Origin of the sequence: Mesorhizobium qingshengii (assembly GCF_027563465.1) — a bacterium.
Taxonomy (GTDB): domain Bacteria; phylum Pseudomonadota; class Alphaproteobacteria; order Rhizobiales; family Rhizobiaceae; genus Mesorhizobium; species Mesorhizobium qingshengii_A.
The window spans coordinates 1-24,757 of sequence record NZ_JAPFQA010000019.1; the positions used below are offsets into that span (position 1 = coordinate 1).

General features: G+C 59.5%; 19 protein-coding genes and 6 pseudogenes. 11 read left to right on the forward strand and 14 right to left on the reverse strand.

The window, feature by feature from the left end; genetic code table 11:
- The 3 genes from OOJ09_RS27185 to tnpA form a co-directional block, all read right to left on the reverse strand.
- Positions 1-463 (reverse strand): IS66 family transposase zinc-finger binding domain-containing protein (locus OOJ09_RS27185; RefSeq protein ID WP_269908154.1); only part of this gene is annotated, 463 nt, incomplete at its 3' end.
- Between the two features lie 54 nt (positions 464-517).
- The gene (gene tnpB, locus OOJ09_RS27190; RefSeq protein WP_269908155.1) at positions 518-871 is read right to left on the reverse strand and encodes an IS66 family insertion sequence element accessory protein TnpB; all 354 of its coding nucleotides are present in this window, start codon (positions 869-871) and stop codon (positions 518-520) included.
- Positions 852-1,325 (reverse strand): IS66-like element accessory protein TnpA, encoded by a 474-nt coding sequence (gene tnpA / locus OOJ09_RS27195; protein ID WP_269908156.1) that lies wholly within the window; start codon positions 1,323-1,325, stop codon positions 852-854. The genes tnpB and tnpA overlap by 20 nt, the downstream gene beginning before the upstream one ends.
- 65 nt (positions 1,326-1,390) lie before the next feature.
- Between tnpA and OOJ09_RS27200 the strand changes: the two are divergent.
- Positions 1,391-1,570: pseudogene (locus OOJ09_RS27200) on the forward strand (L,D-transpeptidase); the annotation flags it as partial.
- Between the two features lie 275 nt (positions 1,571-1,845).
- A complete protein-coding gene (locus OOJ09_RS27205) occupies positions 1,846-2,262 on the forward strand; it encodes a rhodanese-like domain-containing protein (protein WP_269908157.1) in 417 nt (138 codons plus the stop codon).
- A 207-nt stretch (positions 2,263-2,469) separates the two neighbouring features.
- Here OOJ09_RS27205 and OOJ09_RS27210 read toward each other — a convergent pair whose 3' ends face one another.
- The 3 genes from OOJ09_RS27210 to OOJ09_RS27220 all read right to left on the reverse strand — a co-directional run bounded on the left by OOJ09_RS27210 (position 2,470) and on the right by OOJ09_RS27220 (position 4,857).
- Positions 2,470-3,093 (reverse strand): transglutaminase-like cysteine peptidase, encoded by a 624-nt coding sequence (locus OOJ09_RS27210; RefSeq protein WP_269908158.1) that lies wholly within the window; start codon positions 3,091-3,093, stop codon positions 2,470-2,472.
- A 144-nt stretch (positions 3,094-3,237) separates the two neighbouring features.
- Entirely contained in the window at positions 3,238-4,113 is an 876-nt protein-coding gene (gene motA / locus OOJ09_RS27215; RefSeq protein WP_269908159.1) for a flagellar motor stator protein MotA, read from the reverse strand.
- Between the two features lie 102 nt (positions 4,114-4,215).
- Positions 4,216-4,857, reverse strand: coding sequence for an NrsF family protein (locus OOJ09_RS27220; RefSeq protein ID WP_269908160.1), 642 nt, complete (start codon positions 4,855-4,857; stop codon positions 4,216-4,218).
- Positions 4,858-4,984: 127 nt separating this feature from the next.
- Between OOJ09_RS27220 and OOJ09_RS27225 the strand changes: the two are divergent.
- The 5 genes and pseudogenes from OOJ09_RS27225 to OOJ09_RS27245 all read left to right on the forward strand — a co-directional run.
- Positions 4,985-5,610 (forward strand): annotated as a pseudogene (locus OOJ09_RS27225) (PLP-dependent transferase); the annotation flags it as partial.
- A 208-nt stretch (positions 5,611-5,818) separates the two neighbouring features.
- Positions 5,819-6,045, forward strand: a pseudogene (locus OOJ09_RS32090) (class D beta-lactamase); the annotation flags it as partial.
- A gap of 194 nt (positions 6,046-6,239) precedes the next feature.
- Positions 6,240-6,622 (forward strand): annotated as a pseudogene (locus tag OOJ09_RS27235) (phosphatidylglycerol lysyltransferase domain-containing protein); the annotation flags it as partial.
- Positions 6,623-6,995: 373 nt separating this feature from the next.
- Complete coding sequence (locus tag OOJ09_RS27240) at positions 6,996-9,038, forward strand: lytic transglycosylase domain-containing protein (protein ID WP_269908161.1); 2,043 nt, start codon at positions 6,996-6,998, stop codon at positions 9,036-9,038.
- A gap of 756 nt (positions 9,039-9,794) precedes the next feature.
- Entirely contained in the window at positions 9,795-10,802 is a 1,008-nt protein-coding gene (locus tag OOJ09_RS27245) for an alpha/beta fold hydrolase (protein WP_269908162.1), read from the forward strand.
- Between the two features lie 173 nt (positions 10,803-10,975).
- Here OOJ09_RS27245 and OOJ09_RS27250 read toward each other — a convergent pair.
- Positions 10,976-11,466, reverse strand: a pseudogene (locus OOJ09_RS27250) (IS5/IS1182 family transposase); the annotation flags it as partial.
- Between the two features lie 593 nt (positions 11,467-12,059).
- On the opposite strand from OOJ09_RS27250, the gene OOJ09_RS27255 reads away from it, so the two are divergent.
- Positions 12,060-14,042, forward strand: coding sequence for a M23 family metallopeptidase (locus tag OOJ09_RS27255; protein ID WP_269908163.1), 1,983 nt, complete (start codon positions 12,060-12,062; stop codon positions 14,040-14,042).
- Between the two features lie 73 nt (positions 14,043-14,115).
- Here OOJ09_RS27255 and OOJ09_RS27260 read toward each other — a convergent pair.
- A protein-coding gene (locus tag OOJ09_RS27260) for an IS3 family transposase (RefSeq protein WP_269908164.1) occupies positions 14,116-15,305 on the reverse strand; the annotation gives its coding sequence in 2 pieces (ribosomal slippage) (positions 14,116-15,053 and positions 15,053-15,305; 1,191 coding nt in all).
- A gap of 101 nt (positions 15,306-15,406) precedes the next feature.
- Here OOJ09_RS27260 and OOJ09_RS27265 point away from each other — a divergent pair.
- Positions 15,407-16,075: a DUF1007 family protein gene (locus OOJ09_RS27265; protein ID WP_420107552.1), complete on the forward strand. Its 669-nt coding sequence runs from the start codon at positions 15,407-15,409 to the stop codon at positions 16,073-16,075.
- Positions 16,076-16,080: 5 nt separating this feature from the next.
- Here OOJ09_RS27265 and OOJ09_RS27270 read toward each other — a convergent pair.
- Positions 16,081-16,746 (reverse strand): annotated as a pseudogene (locus OOJ09_RS27270) (pyridoxine 5'-phosphate synthase).
- Positions 16,747-17,427: 681 nt separating this feature from the next.
- Between OOJ09_RS27270 and OOJ09_RS27275 the strand changes: the two are divergent.
- Positions 17,428-17,694 carry a hypothetical protein gene (locus tag OOJ09_RS27275; protein ID WP_269908165.1) on the forward strand — a complete coding sequence of 89 codons (267 nt, stop codon included), beginning with the start codon at positions 17,428-17,430 and terminating at the stop codon, positions 17,692-17,694.
- A gap of 960 nt (positions 17,695-18,654) precedes the next feature.
- Here OOJ09_RS27275 and OOJ09_RS27280 read toward each other — a convergent pair.
- The 5 genes from OOJ09_RS27280 to OOJ09_RS27300 all read right to left on the reverse strand — a co-directional run bounded on the left by OOJ09_RS27280 (position 18,655) and on the right by OOJ09_RS27300 (position 23,990).
- Positions 18,655-19,596: a transglutaminase-like cysteine peptidase gene (locus OOJ09_RS27280; protein ID WP_269908166.1), complete on the reverse strand. Its 942-nt coding sequence runs from the start codon at positions 19,594-19,596 to the stop codon at positions 18,655-18,657.
- A gap of 213 nt (positions 19,597-19,809) precedes the next feature.
- Positions 19,810-20,256: a hypothetical protein gene (locus OOJ09_RS27285; RefSeq protein WP_269908167.1), complete on the reverse strand. Its 447-nt coding sequence runs from the start codon at positions 20,254-20,256 to the stop codon at positions 19,810-19,812.
- Positions 20,257-20,443: 187 nt separating this feature from the next.
- Complete coding sequence (locus OOJ09_RS27290; protein ID WP_269908168.1) at positions 20,444-22,210, reverse strand: peptidoglycan D,D-transpeptidase FtsI family protein; 1,767 nt, start codon at positions 22,208-22,210, stop codon at positions 20,444-20,446.
- 4 nt (positions 22,211-22,214) lie between these two features.
- Positions 22,215-22,958, reverse strand: coding sequence for a transglutaminase domain-containing protein (locus OOJ09_RS27295; RefSeq protein ID WP_269908169.1), 744 nt, complete (start codon positions 22,956-22,958; stop codon positions 22,215-22,217).
- Positions 22,959-23,072: 114 nt separating this feature from the next.
- A complete protein-coding gene (locus OOJ09_RS27300; protein ID WP_269908170.1) occupies positions 23,073-23,990 on the reverse strand; it encodes a hypothetical protein in 918 nt (305 codons plus the stop codon).
- Positions 23,991-24,163: 173 nt separating this feature from the next.
- Between OOJ09_RS27300 and OOJ09_RS27305 the strand changes: the two genes are divergently transcribed.
- Entirely contained in the window at positions 24,164-24,400 is a 237-nt protein-coding gene (locus tag OOJ09_RS27305) for a hypothetical protein (RefSeq protein ID WP_269908171.1), read from the forward strand.
- The last annotated feature ends 357 nt before the right edge of the window (positions 24,401-24,757 follow it).

A 24,757-nucleotide genomic window follows, 5' to 3' on the forward strand; every position in this document is an offset into this window, starting at 1 on the left:
CATATTTGAACCGCACATTCTGCAGGACCTTCGCCTTCACCTCGACATGAAGCTGCTCGGTAACGGTCTCGCCCATGCGATGCATCTGGCCGGCGCAGCAAGGACACGCCTTCTGATCGTCGGGAAGGTCGTACTCGACACGCTCGCGCGGCAGGTTTTCCGGCAAGGCCTTGCGGCCGCGCTTCTTTCCGGTCTTGCTTTCGACCACTGGCAATCCAGTATCCGGAAGGTCGGCGACATCGTCATCTTCGCCGTCGGCGTCATCCTCATCCGCGGCCTGTTCGGCTTCATTGAAGAGACGATCAATGTGCTTTTCGCTCTTCGGCGCAAAACGATGCAGTCGTGCAAGCGCCAGCTCTTCCTCGAGTTTGACGACGCGGTCGGCGAGTTGACGGTTCTGCGCCTGCAGCGCAGCAATACGCGCCATCAACTCTTCAACAGTCGGTTCGCCGGGTCGATTCATCAGATTCTTGAATCGAAAGCATGCCGCCGCGTCAATCGCTCAATTCGAGAGCCCTCAACCGGCAACCTGATATTGCCGCACCGGATGGCGGACCATCGCATCGATATCGATGCCGTCGAGAATCCAGTGCAATTGCTCGGTCGTAAGCGTGACCACCGCTGCCTCCCGGCGCGGCCACCGGAACTTGTCCTCGGTCAGCCGCTTCAGGACCAGCACAAAGCCCGACCGATCGAAGAACAGGAGCTTCATCCGGTCGCGACGGCGATTGCAGAACGCAAAAACCGCCGCAGCAAACGGATCGAGCGCCATCGTCTCTTGGACCAGAACCGCAAGGCTGTTGATGCCGGCCCGGAAGTCGATCGGCTCGCGGTGCAGGTAGACTTTCAGGTTAGCGCCCAGTCTGAACATGACCCAGTGCTCCGATGGTCGCCGTCAATGCATCCACATCACCGCATTCCAGCGTCAGCTTCACGCCGTTCGGCAGTGACGCGCTCACCTTGGCTGGAGAGGAAAAAAGCGCAGTCCTTTTCGATGCCGACCCACGCACCCCATCGCAAGTCCCCGGCAAATCCACCGCAGCCATGCTGCTCTGTCGCAGCAAGGCCCGATCGGAGGTGCTTTCAATCTGAACCGGGAGAAACGCCGGTGATGAGGACGGCGGGAGGGACTGGGTCTCCGTGCGCTTCTTTATCCACTTCCGAAGAAGGTTCGCATTGACCCCATGTTCGAGCGCAAGCCGCGATACCGACACACCAGGCTCAAGGCAGGCCGCGACAAGACGGTCCTTCGATGCGGGGTCGTATCGGCGTCGCCCGTTCCGACCGACAAGCCTCACCCGCAGCTTCTGCTCATCTTCTTCCATAACTTGGTGTCCACCTATTTTGGTGGACACCTCATGCATCAACCCACTCAATGGCAAAAGGTGCGGGGAAATTCGCGCTCACTCTTTATCGGAACGGTCGCGATACCTACTATCGGATTCACGGCACGACAGAGCCTTGGACGATCGGCCGGGCGGTATCCAACGGCTGCATTCGAATGCTCAATGAGCATGTGGCCGATCTCTATGAACGCGTCCCGATCGGAACGATCGTCGTTGTTCTGTGACACAGAGAAAATGTCATCATCCATGTTCGACAGGAGGCTTCGCTGCAGCGCTCTATTGGATACGGCACTCCAAGACGAAATGCGCATCCTGGAGCGTCTTCGTTCCGCTGGTCGAAATCTGCTGGCGGATAGGTCCAACGCTTGGTGCCTTACGACGGAAGTGTGAGAGATATTCGCGCGCGCATGCGCTAGATTGGTGTGCCCGCCCAGACAGAAAAGGGAGGGCCCATGCCGGGCGGTCGTATGGAACCCGCTAGGAATATGGAGGCAGCAAAATGGGACCGGAAAAAAGTGAAATCAATCGACGGACCGCCGTTTTGATCGCAATAGTGTCAGCGGTCACGATGTCTGGCGGCTCGACCGAGGCGGAGGAGGCAAAGTTCACGACCCTGACGAGTTTTCAGTTGGCCGAGATGCTGAAGAAAAAGGACTTCTTCTTCGTGAACGTGCACACGCCATATGAGGGCGAGATCAGAAATACTGACGCCTTTATTGTCTTCGACAAAATCGCGGATAATCTTGACAAGCTTCCGAAGGATAGATCTGCAAAGATCGTACTGTATTGTCGAAGTGGGCGAATGAGCGAAATAGCGGCACGGGAGTTGACGCAACTCGGTTTCAGCCAAGTGTCACATTTATCGGGCGGAATGATCGATTGGAAGAAGACCGGCTACGATATCCTTGAAAAGTAGCGTGCGTGCGGGGAATAGCAACGAGGCTCGGCTGGCAAACGGAAGTCAGTCTCGACTTCCTGACGCCTGCGAGGCTTAGAGCTTTGCCTAAGCAGGTCGGCTATATGTGATCTGTAGTCTGGACCTGGGCGGGAGCTGACATCCCACGCCCCGAGTTCATGCACATAGCCTGAGAAAAAATGTCCGCCTTAGGCGAGACGCACGTCCCTATTGAACCGCGCCAACCAGGACGGGTTGGCCTTCACGGATCGAGACCCATTGTCCGGTGTTGTCGATCGCCTGACGCTTCAAGAAAGTATAGTCTGTCTCATCCCACTGGCGGACTTTGTCGGTCAGATTGTCCAAGAGATAATCGCCCTTGTCGGTGCGCACCGTCAGCACCGCATGGCCTTCGCCGTCGGGCTTGCGCAGGACAGTGATCAGAAGATCGGCTAGCGACATTCCCATGCGGTTCAGTTCACGGCGTTTCTCGAGCACATAGTCCTCGCAGTCGCCGACGCCCCGGTCCGGATAAGCCCAGACCTCATCCTTGCCGTAGATGTCCAAGTCACTCATCGGCTTGATCGCGGCGTTGACCTTTGCGGTGACGCTGGTCAGTTCTCTCCACAGCGCGTCGGTCATGGTGGCGGGTGCCAGTTTGCTTGGGCGAATGGAGCATTCGGCCGGATTGGCCTTGCAAAAATCGTAGTGTCCGATCGGCTGCGAGGTGAGGCCGCCCGTTACCATCGGATGGGCAGCAACGGCAGACACCGCAGCCAATGCCAAAACTACCAATCCCAACGCAGTCCCGGCAGCCGTGCGCACGATCCGCGCCGTCGAAAAGGAAAACATTGTCCCCGCTCGTCCCTGATTGTTAACGAAACGTTAACGACCATTTACAGTGCGTGTCAATGATGCGGCCCGCCAGATCAGCGGCATGGTTACTGACATGTCTGTGGCGACTGCGACAAACGGTCGCCGAACACCGAGAGGCGTTCAGGCGGCCTTCTTCTCGGCGGAGCCGGTGTTCATCGTGCTCTGCTCGACGGCGTCGATGGTCGGCCGTTCATAGGACGAGATGGTCTTGCGGCCGAACTCGATCGCCACCTGCGGCAGCGCGCCGTTCATGTAGGCCAGCAGCGTCTGCTTGACGATGATGTAGAGGCGGTTGTTCTTCTCGCGCACAGTCTTGATCTTGGTGGCGACCGGCCCGACCACCGCATAGGACAGGAAGATGCCAAGGAAGGTGCCGACCAGGGCAGCGCCAATCAGGCCGCCGAGAATTTCCGGCGACTGGTCGAGCGCCCCCATCGCCTTGACCACGCCAAGCACCGCGGCGACGATGCCAAGCGCCGGCAAGCCGTCGCCGACCGCCACCAGCGCGTGATAGGCCTTCATCTTGTCGGACTTGATGGTCTGGATTTCCTCGTCCATCAGCGCCTCTATCTCATGCGAGCGGGCATTGCCGATGATGATGATGCGGCAATAGTCGCAGATGAAGGCCATCAGGTCGTGGTTCTTGAGCACGGTCGGAAAGGCCTGGAAGATCGCCGACTCCTCGGGGTTGTCGATATGCGCCTCGACCTCGCTGCGCGACTTCGAGCGCAGCTCGCGCATCAGGCTGTGCAGCACGCCGAGCGTTTCCAGATAGTCCTGCTCTTTCGGCACCGCTTGCTTGAAGGCTTCAAGGATGCCCCTGCCGGTATCCTTGACCGTCTTCATCGGGTTGGCGACCAGGAAGGTGCCCAGTGCCGCGCCGCAGATGACGACGGCTTCCCATGGCTGGACCAGCACGCGAAGATGGCCGCCCATGGCCATGAAGCCGCCAAGGACGCAGCCGAGCGTCACCACAAGTCCAATCAGAATGCCCACGACAGGTCCTTCCAAATTTCAGGTCAGGATCCTCGAGTATCCCGCGTGTCTTGTGTGAGGCTTGTTGAGCTGCACTGGGGGGTATCCGCCACCCCGAGAATGTCACCAACGCCGCGCAAATATGTTCCCGCTCACGGCTCCAATTGCGGCCAAGCCTGCGATAGCGATCGTATACCACGTGGCAACAAAAAGCGGCGAGTCGTCCGTGCACTGGGCCGCGTAGAGCGTCGCCGCAATCGCTCCCGCAAATATCCCACAAACCGCGCCTGCAAGGGTCGGCCTCGTCGGCGCGCCATAGCGCAGGACCGTCTGAAAAATGGCCAGGGGACCGATGCCAATCAGGGGAATGTAGGTCAGGCAAACCATGCTGTTCTTGCCAATCATCCTCGCCGACCAGACATCCGGAGGAAGAACGAAAAGTTCGACAACCACCGCAATGGCGATGAGGACGGGAGCGATCGCCAAATACGGAATTGCTTTTCGCCACGCGTCGTCTGGGCGGGAAAGTGCGCGAGCAGGACCAAACGCACTCGCAGCGAGCGATATCGTCACAACGAACTTGAACAGAAAACGCGGCGTCCGGGCGGCAGCGAGGATGTCCGGTCGCAGGCCGAGCGTCGCGAAGAAGACGATAGCCGCAATCAGAATTGCCAGTCCCAACGCGCCTAGCCAAACTGTGGAGAGCGGCACCACAGGCCGTCGAGCGTCTGTAGCCAACGCCCTGATGAGATCACTTGTGTTCATTGCAATTCAGCCCGAGTAGTCGATTAAAGGCGCTGCTCTTACCATATTCGTTCAAAGACCCGCCGTGGTTACCTCGATTCATATGTTTAATAGCCGCCGGTGGCCAGCCAGTCTCCAACAGCTCCTAATGACCGTACATCTGATAGGCGTAGGTGACACCTGCCAATCGGATCTGGCGGTGGTGCGGCGTGACGGCAAGAGGATTTGGTGCGGCAAATGCCCGTCCGAACCTGATCGCAGAAGTTCTCCGCAAGCAAGCGCCAGCGGCAAAGCGGGTGGTGTGAGACCGGTCCTTTGTCAGTGTGGTTCTACCACGCCTTGAGCGCAGAAGGGCTTCCGGCGATCTGCATCGACGCCCGGCATGCCAAGGCCGCGCTCGACATGGCGCCCAAGAAGACTGACGCCAATGATGCCGATGGCCTGGCACATCTGGCTGAGGTTGGCTTCTACGGTGAGGTACGGGTGAAGGGCTATGACAGCATGCTGATCCGCACGCTCGTCGCCGCGCGGACAAGGCTGGTCAGGATCACGACCGAGCTGTCCAACCAAATCCGCGGGCTCATGAAGACGTTCGGGCTGGTGATTCCACGAACGCCCTCCAACCCGCTCTGGACGATCACCGACATCGCAGCAGCCGCCGAGATCACCCACAAGGCCTGCGCCAAGCTGGCGGTCGACTCGACCTGCGCCTTGCCGGTCCACGCCCGCCCGCTGACCCTGGGCGCCGACATCGTCATGCATGCCGCGACCAAGGACGATGACTTCCGGGGCCGCATCAAGACCGTGCCGGCGGGTGGATGGGGCTTTTCGCATGCTGCGCTTCCGCTTGGTGTTCAAGCCTTTGCTTCGATCAGGCTTTTACGATCTGTTTAGGTTAACCACACGTATCGCATTTGAGACAAAATCGAGACAAGAGACCTCGCTAAGCCGCTTCTGACATCCCCTCATGAGCGAGCTCCAAATGCGTCACATTGACCGTCTTCCATTCATCTTTGCCGCAGTCCTGTTCCTGCTTGCGTGGTTATTGGGTTTTCCGATGCGTGCCCAATCCGCGCCGCTTGAGGATGTCCAATGCACCGGTGATTTTGGATGCCGCGAGCGGCAAGACACTTTATCAGGACGGCATTTGTGACCAGCGTTTCAGCCCGGCCTCGACATTCAAGGTCCCCCTTGTCCCTCATAGGGTATGGGAATCCTGGACGACGAGAGCGCTGGCTCCGGTTGTCTGAACAGTTTCCCGCGAACTATAAGTGGGGTTCGGCCGGGTTTCATTGATTCGATTGCGCCGGGTGTCGGGCGTGAAGCAGGGAGGGCGATAGCCCGAGCGTAGTCGCATCCAACACCCGGCGGCGGAAAATTCATGCCGCCGCCATGGTCGCGGCTTCATCATGTATGCGCGTTCAGGCGGGAGCCTTATCGCGCTTGGTGGCCCGATCGGGCCGGTGGAGGGCGCCAAGCTCGCCTGGGCCTTTCACGATCTTGCCGACCGTTCGGCTGTCCGCACCGCCTTTTATGGCGTGGAGCCGGACCAACTGCCATGTATCTCGACATGGGCCTGGTCACACTGAAGCATGGCGAAGTCGCGCGCGTCGATTTAGCCGCGTTCAATCTCGACGGCCTGCGCCGCCAGCCGCTCCGCTACGCCGATCGCCGCGCCGAAAAGGACGGTCTGGTCTTCGAGGTCGTCGAGGCCAACGACGTGGCGCCACTGCTTGGCGAATTGCGACAGGTGTCGGACGCCTGGCTGGAGATGAAAGCGGGCAGCATCCCGGTCCATTTGCGGGTTTTGGGCCGTTGCTTTGCCCGACCTTCCTACCCCTATCCCATAGCCCTGGGGGCTACAGTTCTCCTCGACAAGGTAAAGAAACCGGTCCGAGGCGTCGGCGACAACGGTTCGGCGGAATAGACCGAGAGGGAACTCCACCTGCGGCAGGTAGGCCGGGTCGACCGAAAAGGGCTCCGATGATCTATGGGGCAATGGCCACTTGGGGAGCGAAAGCGACGCTCGTTCCAAAGCCAGCCAGCGCAATTCGAACGACCTCTGTAACCTTTGTTTACGGGCTCTTCATGACATCCACCTAGGCTTTACCCTATTTGTGCCTGTTGATAATGTGCAAGGGCAGAGAATGACGGAACCCATGGCGACCAGACGGCCTCATATTCTCGCGTTGTTCGGCGCCTTTGTCGCGCTGACGCCGAGCGTGGCGGTTAGCGACAGCATCGACATGCAAGTCACGTCGGCCATTCCGACACCTAGCTTGCATGACCCGAGCCTGGAGAACAAAGGACTATCGCAATTCGCCAGCGTTTCCCGGCTAAAAACGGGCCTCGATGCGCTCGCAGCTGGCGACATTCCCGGCGCCCGTGCCGTGCGTGATGCTCTTCCCGCCAACTCGCTCGACCAGCACATCCTTGCCTGGGCGATTGCGCTGTACGGCGGCGACAAGGTTCCGAGCGGCGACATCGCCGCCGCGGCAAAGATGTTGCCCAACTGGCCGGGCACCGTTGCCTTGCGCAAGAACAGCGAGCGCGCGCTCTATCGCGAGAACCCTGCCCCCGACATCGTTATCAGGGCGTTCGACGGCAGCCAGCCGTCGACATTCGAAGGCGTGATGGTTCTCGCCCGCGCCTATGTCTCGTCCGGCAACGCCAAGGCGGCGCGTTCGGTGCTGTCACCGTTCTGGCGCACCGCGATCCTGGAAGCCAAGGACGAAACCGCGCTGATCAAGGAATTCGGCAGCCTGATCCCGGCCGCGGATCACCGTTTTCGCATGGAGCGCATGTTCTATGCCGATCGGGTTGGCTCCGCGCAGCGCGTCGCCAGCCTCGCCGGCGCCCAACAGCTTGCGGAGGCCTGGGCGGCGGCGGATAGAGGCGACAAGAACACCGCCAAACTGCTGAAGGCAGTGCCGGCGGCGCAGCGTTCGGCCGGCTATTTCTTCGCGCAGGCCGAATATCTGCGCAAGCAGGAGAATTTTGCCGGCGCCGCTTCTGTCGTGATGCAGGCGCCGACCGATCGCGAAGCGCTGGTCGATCCGGACGCCTGGTGGGTCGAGCGCCGGGTGTTGTCGCGCGAACTGGTCGACCAGGGCGACATGAAGACGGCATACCGGATTGTCGCCATGCATGCCGCCGAAAGTGCCGCCAATGCGGCGGATGCCGAATTCCACGCCGGCTGGTACGCGCTGCGTGGCCTGAACGACCCCAAACTTGCTGCAACGCATTTCGTGCGCATCGCCGACCTTGCACAGGGACCGATGACCCTGTCGCGCGCCTACTACTGGCTCGGCCGTGCGGCGGAAGTCGGTGGTCCGGGCAATGCCAAGGACTATTTTGCGCGCGCCGCTGCCTACGGCACGACATTTTACGGCCAGCTTGCCGCCGAACGCGTCGGCCGGCAGGCGCTCAACATCGTCTACCCCCAGCCTGATACCGCCGATCGCCAGAATTTTACCGGCCGCGAGGCCGTTAGCGCCATCAAGCGGCTACAGGAGGCCGGCTACGACCGCTATGCCGAAACGCTCTATCGCGACCTAGCCGGCCAATTGACCAGCCCGGGCGAACTGGCGCTGCTCGCTGTTCTTGCCGAGAAGCAAGGCAACCATTTCATGGCGCTGAAGGTCGGCAAGATCGCCGGGGCGCGAGGCATCGATGTCGGCGCGCTGTCGCATCCGCTCGGCGTCATTCCCGATTCGGCCAATATCTCCGGCTCCGGCAAGGCGCTGGCCTATGCCATCGCCCGCCAGGAAAGCGAATTCAACATCGGCGCGGTATCAAGTGCTGGGGCGCGCGGGCTGCTGCAGCTGATGCCGGCAACCGCCAAACAACTGGCGAAGAAGGCCGGATTGCAGTTTTCGCAGACAAAGCTGACCACCGACGCCGGCTATAACGCGACGCTTGGTTCGGCCTTTCTTGGCGAGCAGCTTGACCGCTTCAACGGTTCCTATGTGCTGACCTTCGCCGGCTACAATGCGGGCCCTAACCGGGCAAGCCAATGGGTGGCGAAATACGGCGACCCACGCGGCAAGGACATCGATGCCGTCGTCGACTGGATCGAGCGGATTCCTTACACGGAAACAAGAAGTTACGTGCAGCGCGTGATGGAGAATTACGAAGTCTACAAGATGCGTATTTCCGGCAAATACGACATTGTCGGCGACCTCGTGAACGGACGGAAGTGATCCATCCCTGTCTGCCCGCTCTTGGTGAGCGGAACGGATTTTCAAAATCCAAACCTCGCGCGGCGCGGTGGATTGCCTGTGCCACCGCGGAGACTAGGTGCTCGTCAGATAGAGGCCCGAGATCCTGCAGAGCCCTTAGCCGGGCTTCAAAGTCGGCATATCTCGGTGCCACGTCGGGATCCGGCCAGGTCCTGAATTTCCCGGCCGATGGCCTGAATGGGCACGGTTCGGATGCGCGGCTCCTCCGGACTGCGCATTTTGGCCCATCCCTCACGGCCGTATCAGCATAGGCCGGAGCCCAGCGCGCGACCTCATTCAATGCATCGCGTGTAATGGCGATAAGACTGTAGCTGGTGCTCCGACCTGCCGGCCGCATCGCGGGCCAGAATGCCTTGGCGGGATAGGTCCTCGATGTCACGGGCCGCCGTATCCTGCGAGCGCTCGGCCAAAGCCGCGTAGTTGGACGAGGTCAGCTTTCCCTTCGAACCCGCCAAGTAAGCGGCCGATGGCGAGACGCTGGCGGTAGTAGAGTTGAGTGCTGCCCCGGCGTGGGCATCCCAGACCGGGCTTTGCGCAGAACCGAAACGAGGATCGTCTCCGCGCCCTCGAAGGCGCGGTCCAGGCACTCCAGGAACCAGGCGATCCACGGCGTGGTGTCGAGATCGCCCTTTTTGGGTTCGCTCCATTGAGATAAATCAACTTGCTTCCAAGCAAGATAGGTCAATATTCACCCGTCCTTTTGTGGGGCTTTTTGCAATGAGTCGAACTGGAGGTTTCCTGCTGACCATGTTCATCGCCATGGCGGCTGCCGCCGGTGTGGTTTTCTTGCTTTACAAGACTGAGCTTGGTCTTATGCGCGACGCCGCCAGCCGAGGCAGTCTGGTCGCCAACCTCGACATGGGCCCGATCGAATACGCCGACAAGGGTGCGGGCATTCCGCTCCTATCGATCCACGGCGCCGGCGGCGGCTTTGACCAAGGCCTTGCCCTTGCTGCCGATCTTGTGGGTGACGGCTTTCGGGTCATCGCGCCGTCGCGCTTCGGCTATCTGCGCACGCCCGTTCCGCAAGACCCCTCTCCAGCCGCGCAGGCCGATGCGCACGCGGCGTTGCTTTCCAAACTGAATGTTCCCAAAGCGGTGGTTGTCGGCGTTTCGGCAGGCGCGCGTTCTGCAGTTGAGTTGACACTTCGGCACCCGGACAAGGTCGCCGTTCTCATTCTGATCGTCCCTGCCCTTTATTCGCCTACCAGTCCGGTCTCGATCGAAGCGAGCCGCGGCAACAGGTTCGCATTGTGGGCCGTCAATGCTGGTGGCGATTTCGCTTGGTGGGCCACCGAGCAGATCGCGCCTTCAGTGCTCATTCGCTTCCTCGGCGTTCGACCCGCGCTGGTAGCGGCTGCGCCTCAGGCCGAGCGGGACCGCGTGATGAGTTTCGTCAAGAGCGTAGAGCCGTTGTCGCTGCGTTTCCCCGGAATCAATATCGATAGCACCCCCGCGTTGCATGAACTGCCATTGGAACAAATTACTGCGCCGACAATGATCATCTCTGCGCGCGACGATTTGTTCAACACGCTGCCAGCAGCCAAGTTCGCAGCGAGCAAGATCCCCGGTGCCAAGCTGGTCGTCTACGACACTGGCGGACACCTTTTGGTTGGACAGGTGCAGGAAGTTCGCACTGCAGTTCGCAGGTTTCTGGCTAGCGCGGGCTTGATCCCGTCATCCGATGCCACCGAGACAGTGCTACAATATCGCGTACGCTCCTGAGAGCCCTAAAACAGAGCATCGAACTTCCCGACCGCGTTGTCGCTTTGCAGATAATTAGTCGTCCGTGAAGACGGCCCAATTCGCCGATGGTGAGTTGCGAGCAGGGCTCGGTAGGATGGGGCTGGTATTGGCACGTCGGTTAGGCTGATCGCTGCTGGAGCGGCGGCTGCGAACAGCGCCAGGAAGAAGGCACACAAAAGCCTCAGCCAGTTGAGCAAGAGGCTGAAGTTATAGCCGACGGCGGCGAGCACTGCGTTGTTGGTATCGCCTTCGGCGAAGGCCAGGAAGTTGCGGCCCATGCGATGGTCGTTCTTAGATGGCCGATGACCGGTTCGAGGGCGGCCAGGCGTCGCAGTGCCCGCTCGATGGCCTTGGTGAGGCCGCGCCTGTAGCCGGCGACATGGACCTTGAACATCTTGTCGTTCGGCGCGTTGTGGCCGTGATAGCCAGCATCGGCGACGATCTTGCCGAGATTGGCGCCGATCGCGGTCTCGATGGCGGGAATGACGGTGGCCAGCGTGTGGCCGTCATAGGGATTGCCGGGCAGCGCCTTGACGTGGGCGACGAACTGGCCGCCGCGGCTGCGCTGCAGCGTGGTGGCGACCGAGACCTTGACGCCGAACTCATAGGGCTTGTGGGCCTTGCCCTTGAGGAGCGTCCTGATCACCGAAACGGGCACACTCAGCTTGGCAGTTCTGGTTGTCTCGGTCGTCAGCCCCGTAGTGCTCTACCTGCTGGTCAAGCGTACTGGGATTGGCGCCTTCCTGTTTGAACGGCCAAACTGGGCGCGCATCGCAAGATCGGACCAAATGGGGGCTCCACTCGGGCACATTTCGTTAGGTGCAGCGCTGAAGGCCGTTGAGTGAACTAGCGCCGAGTGCGGCTGATTGTATCGTCTTTTGAGGTCTCGGACCCGGCAATACGGAAGCAATCTCAGTCGAGGCTATGACGTCGCAAAATCACGCGCGCGCCATGGTACCGAAGGCCGAACCACTTCTGGCTGCCTGGCCAGGCATGTTGGTGAAGCGCGAAGACAAACACAGCGGCTCGAATCCCGGCTATTAGAGCTAGATAGCCACATTTGGACCCAACTGCCGCCACAATGCCATCCGAAGCCAATCAGCACGATGCGGTCGAGTGGTGCGAAACCCTGTCTTTGGCCAGCCGCTTCGTTGACTTTATCAGCCGTGACGGGCAACTGTTTCGGCTCAAAATGGCGACAAGCCGTTCCGCCCGGGGAAGAAGCAGCCTTTCTGAATGCACGACACGGCAGAGGTGATAGCTGCGCTCGGCAATGAGCCCCCGCTGGTTGCGGACGGCCGCAGTCGCGCACCAGACCGGCGCGAAGTTTCGGCGCGCTGGCTGTCGGGCACCTTCCTTACCGGCGTGACCTCGAGCGTCCTGATGGGCGTGGCGCTGTTCGCCGCCCTTGACGGTCGCCAGCAACTGGCGACGCCGCCAGAGATCGCCGAACTGGGTCATCCCTCCAACAGCGACGATTCCGGCGAGGTCGCCAAGACCACTAGGCTGGTGGCGCCGCGCCAGATCGCCAAGGCCAAGGACCGCCGACGCATGGAAGTGTCGATGGTGACCAAGGTCGGCGACCGCGATGTCATCCACACAATGCCTTTCGTGCAGATCAAGATGGCGCTAGCTGCAGGACACACGACCAACCGCCCCTACCCGCCTTTCGACCCGATACAGGTGTTTGGCGACGACGGCGATGACAATTCGGGCCAGCCGGCCGCCGCTGCCGCTGCAACCGCCGGCCAGATCTATGGCGCCAAGGTCGAAAGCGAGATGAGCCTGAAGACGGTCGACTTCCCGGTCGAGACGGCGTCCTTCGATGAAAAAAGCGACCTGTCCGCCGACGAGGTGGAAAAAGTGGTGCGTGGGGCCGGCACAGGTCTGAGTGACGGCGCCGTCCAGGTGGCGTCGCTGCGTTATGTCGACCCGCAGCGATTCGGCGATTCGCTGGCACAGAGCATGGCCGGCTCCTACGTCAAGATCGTGCCGGAAAACGTCTCGGTGTCGCCGCGCGCCGTTGCCCACGACCAGACGCCAGCCTTCGCCGAGGAAATCATTCCCTTCACCAAGGATCGCGACATAATCGAAGCCCTCGCGGATTCGGGCTATACGGGCGAGGACGCCACCGGCATGGCCGAGGCGATCTCCAAATTGCTGAACGCCCCGGCGCTCAAGGCAGGAACCGTGCTGCGCGTCGGGCTGGAAGTCCATGGCGACGCCGCCAAGGTCGTGCGTACCAGCGTCTACGACAAAACCCAGCACATCGTGACCATCGCGCTCGATGATCATGGCCAGTATGTGCCGGCGCAGGAGCCGGAGCCCAATCCCGAATTGCTGAGGGCGTTCGACGATTCGCCGCCGGTGGTGGAACGCGCCAATTTGCCGAACGTCTACGACGGCATCTATCGCACCGCCTATTCCTACGGCATGTCGAAGAAGTTGACCCAGCGGCTGGTCAAGCTTCTGGCGTCCGATGTCGACTTCCAGTCGCGGCTCAGCCCGTCGGACCGTCTCGAAGTGCTGTTCTCGCAGCCGGACGGTGACGACCAGGCGTCCGACGAATCCGAGCTGCTTTATGTGTCGTCGACCTTCGGCGGACAGACCCGCAATTTCTACCGCTTCCAGATGCCGGACGGCAGCACCGACTATTTCGACGAGAACGGCAGCAGCGCCCGGCAGTTCCTGCTGCGCAAGCCGGTTCCAAACGGTCGTTTTACATCTGGCTTTGGTGGGCGGGTGCATCCTGTTCTCGGTTATTTCAAGATGCACACCGGCGTGGATTGGGCCGCGCCTTCTGGCACGCCCATCATTGCCGCCGGCAACGGCGTCGTCGAGAAGGCCGGCTGGGCCGGCGGCTACGGCAAGCAGACGGTCATCCAGCACGCCAACGGCTATCGGACAACCTACAATCACCAGAGCAGGATCGCGGACGGGATGGAGCCGGGCGTCAGAATACGACAGGGCCAGGTCATCGGCTATGTGGGATCGACTGGCCTCTCGACGGGCAATCATTTGCATTTCGAAATCGCCGTCAACGGCACCAAGGTCGACCCGATGCGCGTTCGCCTGCCGGTCGGCAAGGTACTAAAGGGCGACGATCTCGTTGCCTTCAAGCGCGAGCGCGAACGCATTGATGACCTGCTCAAGCAGGAAGACAGCGACCAGTTGAAGGTCGCGAGCACAAAAGTCGACGACTGTGCAACAATTTGCTAAATTATTGCACAGTCTTGATGGGCCATCGCTGACATAGTTCCAGTTTGAGTCGAGCTGACCTGCCACTGAACTGTCATCCAGCTGCGATTAGAGCCTCGACCGTTTTTGTTACGCCTTGTGGCGCGGGTTGAGCAACCGGCGGAGGCGCGGAGCCTTCCATCAGCACAGCGTCGGAGCCGGTTGCGGTGATGACCTCGGCATAGGCTGCCGGGGTCTGGTAGCCGAGCGAGGAATGTGGCCTGGCGGTGTTGAAGTCCTCCCTCCATTCGGCGATGGCGCTTCGGGCGTGGTCGAGACCGAAGAACAGGCTCTCGTTCAACAGCTCGTCGCGCATCCGGCCGTTGAAACTCTCGACGTAACCGTTTTGCATCGGCTTGCCCGGCGCGATGTAGTGCCATTCGATCCTGCAATCCTTCGACCAGGCGAGGATGGCGTTCGAGGTAAACTCGGTGCCGTGGTCGGAGACGATCATGCCCGGCTTGCCGCGGTGGGTGATCAGTTCCGTCAGTTCACGGGCAACCCGACGGCCGGAGATCGAGGTGTCCGGGATCGCGGCCAGGCATTCGCGCGTCACGTCGTCGACGATGTTGAGCACGCGGAACCTCCGGCCGCAGGCGAACTGGTCATGCACGAAATCCAGCGACCAGCGCGCGTTCGGCTTTGCCTCGACCAGGATCGGCGTCCGCGTGCCGACCGCTCGCCGCCTTGCCCGGCGCTTGCGCACCGTCAGGCCTTCCTCGCGGTAGAGACGATAGATGCGGTTGACCCCAGATGCCTCGCCCTCGCGCCTGAGCAGGATGAACAGCCGCCTGTAGCCAAAGCGTCGGCGCTCGTTGGCGAGGTCGCGCAACCTGCCACGCAGCTCCGTCTCGGGCGGACGCCGGGACTGGTAGCGGATCATCTTGCGATCGGCGCCGACGAAGGAACAGGCCCGACGCTGCGACAAGCCCATGACGGCCTGCAGATGCGCGACGGCTTCGCGCTTAACGGCGGGCCCTACCATTTTTTTGACAGAAGCTCACGCAGCGCCGAGGCTTCCAGCATCTGATCGGCGAGCAGCTTCTTCAGCTTGGCGTTCTCGTCTTCCAGCGCCTTCAGCCGCTTGGCGTCGGACACGTCCATCCCTCCATACTTCGCCTTCCAATTATACAGCGTCGCCTCCGAGACCCCGTGCTTGCGAGCCAAATCGCCCGCCTTCGCTCCCGCCTCGTGCTCGCGCAGAACCGCAATGATCTGCTCTTCCGTGAACCGCTTTCTCTTCATCAGTCCGTCCTTCGATCAAGGGCCGGACTCTAATCTCAGATGGAGGAAATTCTCAGTGGCAGGTCAGAGCCATCCGCTTGTGATGCCCTGGAGAAGTGCCCATGAACGGCAAATCAATATTTTCAGTTGCGTCAGTGGCGCAAATGGTAGCCTTTTCGTTGCCTGGCCAAGCTAACGCACATCCGCATGTCTTTGCCGAAGCACAGCTCCGTATCACACTCTCCGCCGATCAGTCATCCGTCACGTCGCTGCAGCACTTTTGGCGCTTCGACGAGATATTTTCAAGCACAGTAATGATGGAGTTCGATAAGAATCTTGACCTCCAGCTTGATCCATCAGAAATGAAACTTGTTTCCGAAACAGTTTACGCGTCGCTCGCCGACTACAACTATTTCCAGATTGTGACCGTTAATGGAAAAGACGTTTTGATGAACTCCCCACCTTCGCTCACGACAACATTTGAGAATGACCAGTTGACCGTCTCATTTGAATCAAAGCCAAACAAACCGCTTATGCTTGCCGGAAGAATTGATTTTGGGGTCTACGATCCGACCTTCTATACCGCCATCGATTTTCTAACGGATGACAACCTTGTAGTCGATCAATTGCCCGCCGCGTGCACGCGCACCGTCATCCGGCCCAATGCCGATGAAGCCATTTCACAGAACCAGAAAACCCTCACGGATGCGTTTTTCAACGATCCCACAGGGACTGATATGAGCAAGATATTTGCGACGAAACTTGAATTATCCTGCGGCGCCAAGGGTTAGCAACTTCACCACCCGCAGGCCTTCAGAACCGCGTAACGGTGCCGGCCAGGCCATACTCCAGCGCATCGGCTGTCAACCCGTGCTCGACCGAGGCTTCCGCCAGTGCCGGAATGCGCTCTGCCAGCGCCGGCAGATTGCTCACCACCAGATCATGCCCGGCATTGACCGTAGCCCGGCGGGCGGCATCGGCGATTTTTCCCAGTCTTTCCAGTTCCATGGCCGCTCTGGCGGGATCGGAATGGCAGCTTCCATAAGGCCCTGTATAGAGCTCGATGCGATCGGCGCCGGTGTCGCGCGCGGCCGAAACGCCCTCGGGGTCCGGATCGGAAAACAGCGACACCAGAAAGCCACCCTTCTTCAGCCGCTTGACGATCGGCATCAGGAACGCGGCCTCGGCGACGAAGTTCCAACCATGGTCGGACGTCGCCTGAGCCGGATCGTCCGGCACCAGCGTCACCTGTTCCGGCTGGTTGCTTTTAACCCTCGATGTTGAATTCAGCCTTGGGAAACTCGTCGTCGATGAGCGCCCTGATCTCGGGCAGGTCGGAATGTCGCGTATGCCTCTCGTCGGGGCGTGGATGCACGGTCAGCCCATGTGCACCCGATGCAAGGGCAATTCGCCCGAGCCCAGTCACGCTCGGCCATGGCAGGTCGCGCCGGTTGCGCAGCAGACATCATTGACGCCTTGCGTAGCGACGGCCAGCAGGCCATTTACGGTCACCTCGAGATTGTGAGGACGATCAGGCACCTCCGCGTGCCAGACGGTCTGGTTCGAGCTAGTATCAACGCCCGAGACCAATCCGGCGCCCTCGCTTGTGACGTAGGCGATGTGGGAGCTTTGCGCGACGGCACCGGTTGGCAGCAGCCACAAGGAAAGGGATGCGTTGACCAATGCCGTCAGCCACGGCACCGTTCGGAAGACCTTTTGTTGCTTCTCCCTGCCATGTCAGCCTCGTCCTCGCTACGGAGACGTAGTGCGGTGGAAAGGGTTTGCCAGGAGGCATGGCGTCATCATTCTAGTGCCTTGGCGACTCGGCCGTCACATGATTTGCATTCCCAGGACTTGGGCATTTCTACATGCCGCTGCCGCTGTCCAATAGGGGTGCTTTTTCTACGGCTTTCGGTAATTTCCTGCGTTGCCGACGCCGAGCGATCTCTTCAGATCGGCCGTTTCAAGTTGTAGTTCGCGGCCGGACCCCGGCTTGAGGACGAAACACGAAGTGGCTCAGCTTGTTGAATAGGCAAAAACCAGTACCCGGCAAAACTCCAAACACTCTTCACAAAAAGGCCTATTTTGTACACGAATTTTTGTTGGTCAACGTCGCGCAATTTTCAACTCAGGAGGCATTGAGATGATCACCAAGTTATTTTTCGTGGCCGCGGTTTTCTTGGCAGTAGCCGGCGCTGCTCAGGCCCAGAGCATGAACGCAGATTGCACGGAAGACAATATGACGAAAATGCAATCCCAGATTGATTCGATGACCAGCGAAAGCCAGAAAGCTCAGAAACAGATGGCAATGGCTGACATGGAGAAGGCCAAGGCATCGATGCAGACCAAGGACATGAAAGACTGCAAGGCCCATATGGAAAAGGCCATGAAGGCCATGATGCCGGGCTGATCAAAACAGCAGCGCTTGTTGACGCGCGTTTGGCGAGAAGGAAGAGGTCGCCTCACCGCCCCCGGCAGCGCTGCCTATCTCCCGGACGCGCTGCCGTCAGATTATTCACCGGCAGGCACTGAGGTCCACCCAACCGGCGGCGACAGCAGAGTTCCCTTCTGACGGCATGGTGCAAACTCGTCAGCTAGTCACCTTTGGATTCCACTTGACGTCGCTGCCGATTATTCCCGCAACATGAACCGAAAGGATTGCTGTTTCTCTCCCTGTTGCAGAAAGACCTGCCACCGCCCTCGCATTGGAAAGATTCCGTTTGCCTGGAGTTGATGGTTTGAGATGAGCTGAACCGCCGGCTTCAGTGGCGGCATGTCATGATCGAGCATGCGGAAGACGAGAGTCGGAGTTTCTGGACTCCTCTGTGCATCCGTAGCAAGAACCACTATGAACCGCCCAAACGTGTCGACTTGAAGCTCGACCGTGGTCGACGCGTCGCCATCCTTGTACTCGAACGAGGTGGGGCTCCCAGGGCCAACGACCGGAAGAGTATCCCGGGCGATGAAGGTACACTAATCAGAATCCCAACGACTCCGAAGAGCACCGTGAACATCAGAATGATGGCAAGGCGCGGCATCATGGGTTCTCCTTCATCCTCGCGCTATGAAGGCCGACCGAGTGCGACCTGAGAATGCTGCTGTTACGAGTGGTGCTAGCCCGATACGGGCGCCGCGTTGTCCGGCAGGCATGATCCTGGAAACCAAGTTGGTCTAGATCATACCTCATCCGATCCAGCTCGCCAGCGGAATGGCCCAAGCGCCTTGAGACGATCGTCCAGCGCCGAAGGCGTAGTCCGGTGAATGCGACGACAAGCGTTTCCTCTTTCCTTCAGGGAGCATCGAACGGATAGCAGCCTGAGGAAATCGAAGACTTCAGGAAGCGGCCAATCTGCATACATGACCGAATGGGTTACTGCAGACCTTCGCCAGGAGCGACCGATGCGAAGCCGCCTTTGATGTCGGCCACCTGCGCTGCACCAGATTTTGCACCGTGGATCCAGGCCCGGTTTGTGCTGACTGAATAGAGCGGCTGATAGGTCGGGAGATCGCTGTCCCGCAGAACAATGTTGCTGAGGTTGTCCAGAATGAACGTGCCACTGCTCGTGCTTACCGACAGCACCGCATGAAAGAAATTTCTCTTGCGGTCCTGGAGAACAACGAGTGACATGCTCTGCGCCGGAATGCCCGCCCTCAGCAGCGCCGTCATCTTGAGTATGGCGAAATCCTCGCAGTCGCCGGCTCGCCGATCGAGGATTTCCGAAGGCTTCGCCCAATAGTCGAATTTCCCGTAGACTGTGCTGTCTTTCTTGTAAGCGATCAGGCGATTTACGCTGCTGTTGATGTAGGATAGCTTGTCGCTGAATTCCTTGCCTCGAACCACGTCGATGATAGCGGCAAAAGCGGCGCTCTTGCGCTCGCAGGCGCTGCCCGCCGAACAGCCGACGATCGCCTGGTAGACAGGCGCCCAGCGTGCCGAAGCGGGAAAGTTGCGCATGGACAAGGCGACCGATCCGAACACACCCGGGATGATCGCCGCCGTCTGCACGGGATCTATGCCGATATCGCCTTGCGCCATCGAAGGGTCAATCTCTCGATCTGCGATGGCTGGGCCGTAGCCGCCGAGAACCACACCGATCCGGTAGGCTGCGGCAGGCTGCGATGGCCGTGGCCTTTCCAGCGAAACGCCGCCGAGATAAGACGGCGCCTGGACTTTTTCCAGGAGTGCCCCGGCAGGGGCGGCTGTGCCGAAACCGTTGTTGGCAAGGGAAGGCTGCGCCAAACCGGCAACGCCGATTGCCAGCAACAGCACTTTGAGCCTGGTTGTTCCCCGAGCAGTGTTTTGTTTTTTCATAACGCCCACCTTTAATCGTGGACGCTACCAATCTTGTCTCAAATTACTGGAAAGGAAGGTAGATACTGTTTCGGAAAGTCGTTCTGTCCATCTTATCTAAAATTTTAAACAACTTTATACTTACCAGATGGTCACAGGCAACGCGACGCCGGCTCTATCGACACAACTGATATTCGCTCGCGATACCCAAGAGAAACCTGTCGCGTCTCCAACCTAAATGGTTGCCGGAGGCTGATCGCGGAAAGGCAGAGACGACTGGAGAGACGATACGGCCCGGAAGTTTCGCCAGCGGATGAGGACGGCGACCATCGTCACGAGGGCCCCGCCCGCCGCCAGATAAATTCGCACGGGCTCCAGATAGGTCAGCAGCGCGTTTGCGCCGAACATGAAGAGCAGTATCTTGTTACAGATCGGGCAAGCGATGCCGATGTAGTTGGCAATCCCGCCGACGCTCGCGAGCTTGACCGCGCACGCGGGAACCGGGATCGCCACATAGACCCCAAGCAAAAGCGCCTGGAGGGTGAGGAACGCGACCTCAAATCCGCTTGTCGGCGTCATTCGGATAAAAAACGGATTGGCCCATAGGGCGGCCACCGTCCCAAGCATTGCGAAAGAAACGACCGCGACCAAAGCTCCCTTAAAAAATGAGCCAAACGTCATTTCCATCTCCTTATTTTGGTATCATTGACAGGCGCGGATAGCTCGATCCCGACGAGCAAAACGTCCGCAGATGCGACAAGGTTGCGCAAGAAACAGCTGAATATGTGGCTGAGCGGCGTATAAATGCTTGAGGTCCGTCGTGGATATCGCACCAATGGCAGCGATGGATATGGCTCGCAGGATTTCCTCATTCTGCCGCGGCCTTGCTCGGGGCGGCAACCGTTTGAAGCGCCGGAAGGGTCGGCTCCGGGGGTAATGGCTGAAAACGCTCGGAACCCCAGGCCGCAATCCTTACCATCGTCGGAAACGGATTGGCCGGCCGCTCTTTTTGCGGTGCGATCGGCAGAAAGGGTAGAACCCGCGCCATGATGGTCCCGGTCACCGGAACCGCGTTCCAGCCCGAGGTTCTGAACCCGCTGGTTTCCGGTAACCCTTTTGGCTCATCGAGAATTGTAAGGAAAAGATAGCGAGGTTTGTCGGCAGGGACTATGCCCATGAAGGCCGTCAGCACCCGGTCTCCCGAGTAGGCGCCATTTACCACTTTCTCCGAAGTGCCTGTCTTGCCCCCAATAAAATACCCGGCGACATCGGCTTTTTTGGCGGAGCCAACCTCGGCATTCAGGCGCATCAGAAACCGCACCGCTTCGCCTGTTTGCGGCGTGACCACATCTGTCGCCAAAATGCGTTTCTCGACCGGGGTACCTTCTATGAAGGTCGGCCGGATCAGGCGCCCACCGTTGACAATTGCGCTGATAGCCATGCTCGCCTGAAGCGGTGTGACTGCCATGCCGTGGCCAAAGGCGATGGTGGCAGTACTGATCTCACTCCAATTCGGGGGAATGAGAGGCTGTGCGTTCTCCGGCAGTTCGGTTACGAGACGGTCGAACTGGCCCAGCCGCCTCAAAAAGGCCTTGTGTTTTTCGACGCCCACCCCCATCGCCATTCGCGCCATGGCGATGTTCGAAGAGTAGATAAATGCTTCGGGAACAAACAAGGGGCGCCCTTGGCCACGGTAGTCGTTGATTGAAAACCGGCCGAAGCGCAAAGGCTGGCTGGCGTCGAGGACGGAGTGGATGTTGAACACTCCCGAGTCCAGAGCCATGGCGGTGGTCATGGCTTTGAAGGTGGAGCCCATTTCATATGTGCCGACGCTGACACGATTGATGCGGTCCGGCTTCAATGCGTCGGCGGGAATGTTGGGGTCGAAATCCGGCAGCGAAACAAGCGCGAGCACCTCCCCATTCGTTACATCCATTACCAGCCCTGCCCCCGCGATAGCTTCGAAACGGGTGACGGCTTTCCTCAATTCATCGCTCAATGCATACTGAACCCTCAGATCCAGACTGAGAACAATCGGTTCGAGATTTCGTCGATTGAGGTTCAAGCCAGCGGATCTAAGGTCTTGGAGTCCCTGTTCGTCGATCCAGCGTTCGATGCCGGCGATTCCGGCATTGTCTATGTTGACCGACCCCAGGACATGTGCAGCAGCAGGCCCATTGGGATAAAGACGCCGGGTTTCATCCCGAATGCCGACACCTGGAATTCCAAGTGCCCACAGGCGATCCTTTTCAGCAGGCGTTATGCCACGCTTGATCCAGGTAAAGCCGCTGTTGCTGGCTAGGCGCTTATGAATATCGATCATGTCTAGGTCGGGAAAGACGCTCGTCAGGCCTTCGGCTGCTTCGTCGACATCGATAATCCGGCGAGGCTCGGCATAGACGGAACGGCTTGCGACATCCATGGCAAGAGTGACGTTGTTGCGATCGACTATGTCCGGCCGCGCAACAGACGGCGGTACCGCTGCGTACGCTTTATCTGGCCGTTCCATGTTTCCAAGGATCACCAGGCGTACCCCTATCGCGGCAAAGAAGGCGGAAAACAGCGCCATAACCATGTAGATCCGGACGCGGTAATTGGTGGATAACGGGTTGGTCTGTGAAGACGAGTCATCCATGACGTTATCCTCTGACGGGATTTTCGCGCGCGCGCAATTCATCGGTCCAGGCGTTGAAAGCGCGGTTGAAGGCCAATGTGCGAGCGCGTTCCGGCCACCTGATTCCGAAATGTGCGTAAAGATCGGTCCCCGCCTTAAAATCCCCTTGCCGTATGACTCCGTTGGCGCGGGGAGTAATCGCTGGCGTTGGTTCAATGCCGTCCCAGTTTGCGAGAAAGGGAAATCCTGCTTTGGCAAGCACAGGATCCCAGGTCGGGTCGACCAGCGTCATCTTGCCATTGATCCGGACCTCCACGGTATCATGAAAGCCGCGGGTTTCGGCCAGGGGTGCAAGCACTGCTTTGGGTATCGGCAGGTCAGCCCAGTCGAATGGCAATTGGATGGGCCGGGCATCGAACTTTCGGGCTCGCATCAGTCGAAGTAGGGCGGCCGACTTGTGACGGCAATCGCCGCGACCGTTCGCGAAAAGGCTGTCGGGATCACCAGTCCACGCCGTTAGCCTATAAGGGAGATTCTGAACGATTTTGAATGCCGCGACCCGCCGGTCACGGTCGGTCAGACCGGCTTCCAGCTTGCCGGCAACCCAGCCGGTGGAAATTGGTTTGCCTTCGGCACGCAGAGTTGCCATTTCGCGCTCCAACTCGGCGACGCGTGCATCAAGTGGCTCCGAGGTCTGACTTTGCGCTACTGCGTAAGCAGGCGCGAAAGCAGTCAGGCCGGCGCCGATCAAGAACATCCGCCTGTTCATCGAACCCCCTCCAAAAGCGGTGCCATGCTAGGCTGGCTGTGCCGCAGCCGCTGCGGGATTTCGACCGTCAAGGCCGCCTTGACAAGGATCCGTCTCGGTGCCGTGACGGATCGTCTAACGTTGGTTGCTCGCATATGGGCGCCCCTTCTCAGCCGGATACTGTTTTGCGCGGAGCGACTTCATGCCGGTCATGTCGACGACGGCCGCGCGACCTTTCTTGAGTGAAGGCTGCTTTTCGAACGCAACAACGACCCCGTTCATGCCACCAAGATCGCAAGATTTGCGCATCGTCAGACCGCCGGTGCCGGCACAGTCTGAAACCAATCCGACATATTCCGGACGAAGGTTGAATATGAGCAGTCCGCCAGGACACAGCAGGGCTGCGGCTGCGGCCAGAAACGATTTTACATCTGTTTCGAAATAGGCCGCTGCTTGCGAATAGAGGATGCCGACCGTCCCAGGCGGAATTCCTTGTGTGTCAAGGACCGGCAGGCCCGCAGCTGTGACATAAGGGTGTTCAAAGATCCCCTTTGGCAGGTCGGCGTGCCACTGCGTCAGATTCGTGAAGTGGAGAAAGACGCTCTGACCAAGATCGCGTTCAAAATGTTTGGCAAGGCCTGCAATATCGCGAGAGCTCCCTGACGCAGGGCTTTTCAATCCTGCCCAGCCGCCGCCGACTTCCAGATATCGTAAGGTTCCGTCCGCCTGCAGACGGCGATTCGCTTCGTGGACCAGATCGAAGCCAAGCTGTTCAGCAAGACGAAACGACCCGCCGCTAGAGGTCCATGTTCCGTCATGAAGAAAGGAAACAAGGGTATCGTAGATCGACCCAGTCTCGCGAAACATCGCTTTCAGATACCTGACCGGGTTCCGCCGCGATGGTATCGGTACGTTGGGACGCAGTCTGTGAGCTTGCAGGTCCCGTTTCACGCCCATTCGGATCGAGCGCCACGCGGCCTCGTCCGGTTCGTATCCAATGGCTTCGAGGTTGCGTAGAATCAATTTGCGCGCGCGCGCCGCTGCGATGAACATTGTGAAATTCCGCTATAGCTTCAAATGCCGCCCGCATTGCGGGCGGCGGGTGGGCACTGAGCGGAAGAAGAACAGGCGCCATCGGCGCCGGCAAAAACACACTCAGTGCATCAGCACCAAGCGGATCGCGGAGGGCGATCGAAAGTTATCTGGACTATGCGCACGTCGTCCTGATGGGCAACAAAGGTTGGGCGGTCCTTCATCCCTGCAATGTCAATTGCCTGCTGACTGATCATCTCGAAATGATGATCGTGATGCAGAACCTGATGCGACAAAGCGCCCGCATCCTTGGATCCCTGATCGTGAACGTGAGTGAGCTGCGCGAGTGGAAGATCGACAGCCTCAAGCGCCGGCGGATGCGCAGCAAATGCCAACAACAGCATCACCAAAGTGATGGCTGCAGCAATTAGGCGACGGGCCGGCCAAGCTGAGCGAGGAATGCGCATAGTTCCAGTTTGCATCACATTGTTAAGGTCTGGTTAAGGCCAGACAGCTTCGCCGAATCGTAAGGCGTCACTTAGTCTAGGGATAATCCCAGGCGCTCAACGTGTCCATGCATTCGTGCGACGGAGCATCGCATGTTCGCGGCGACGCCTGGCGTTGCCGCCTTGGCCTTCCCTCGCCGAAGATCACCCTTGGCGACGGCGGTGGCCGGGGGGCCTTCGACGGTGCTATTCTTTGGATCCAGCTCCTATGATGCAAGGCATGCACTGAACCCTGGAACCCGTTCTGTGATTTTGTGGCAAGCGCCCTTGCCGCGGGTCACG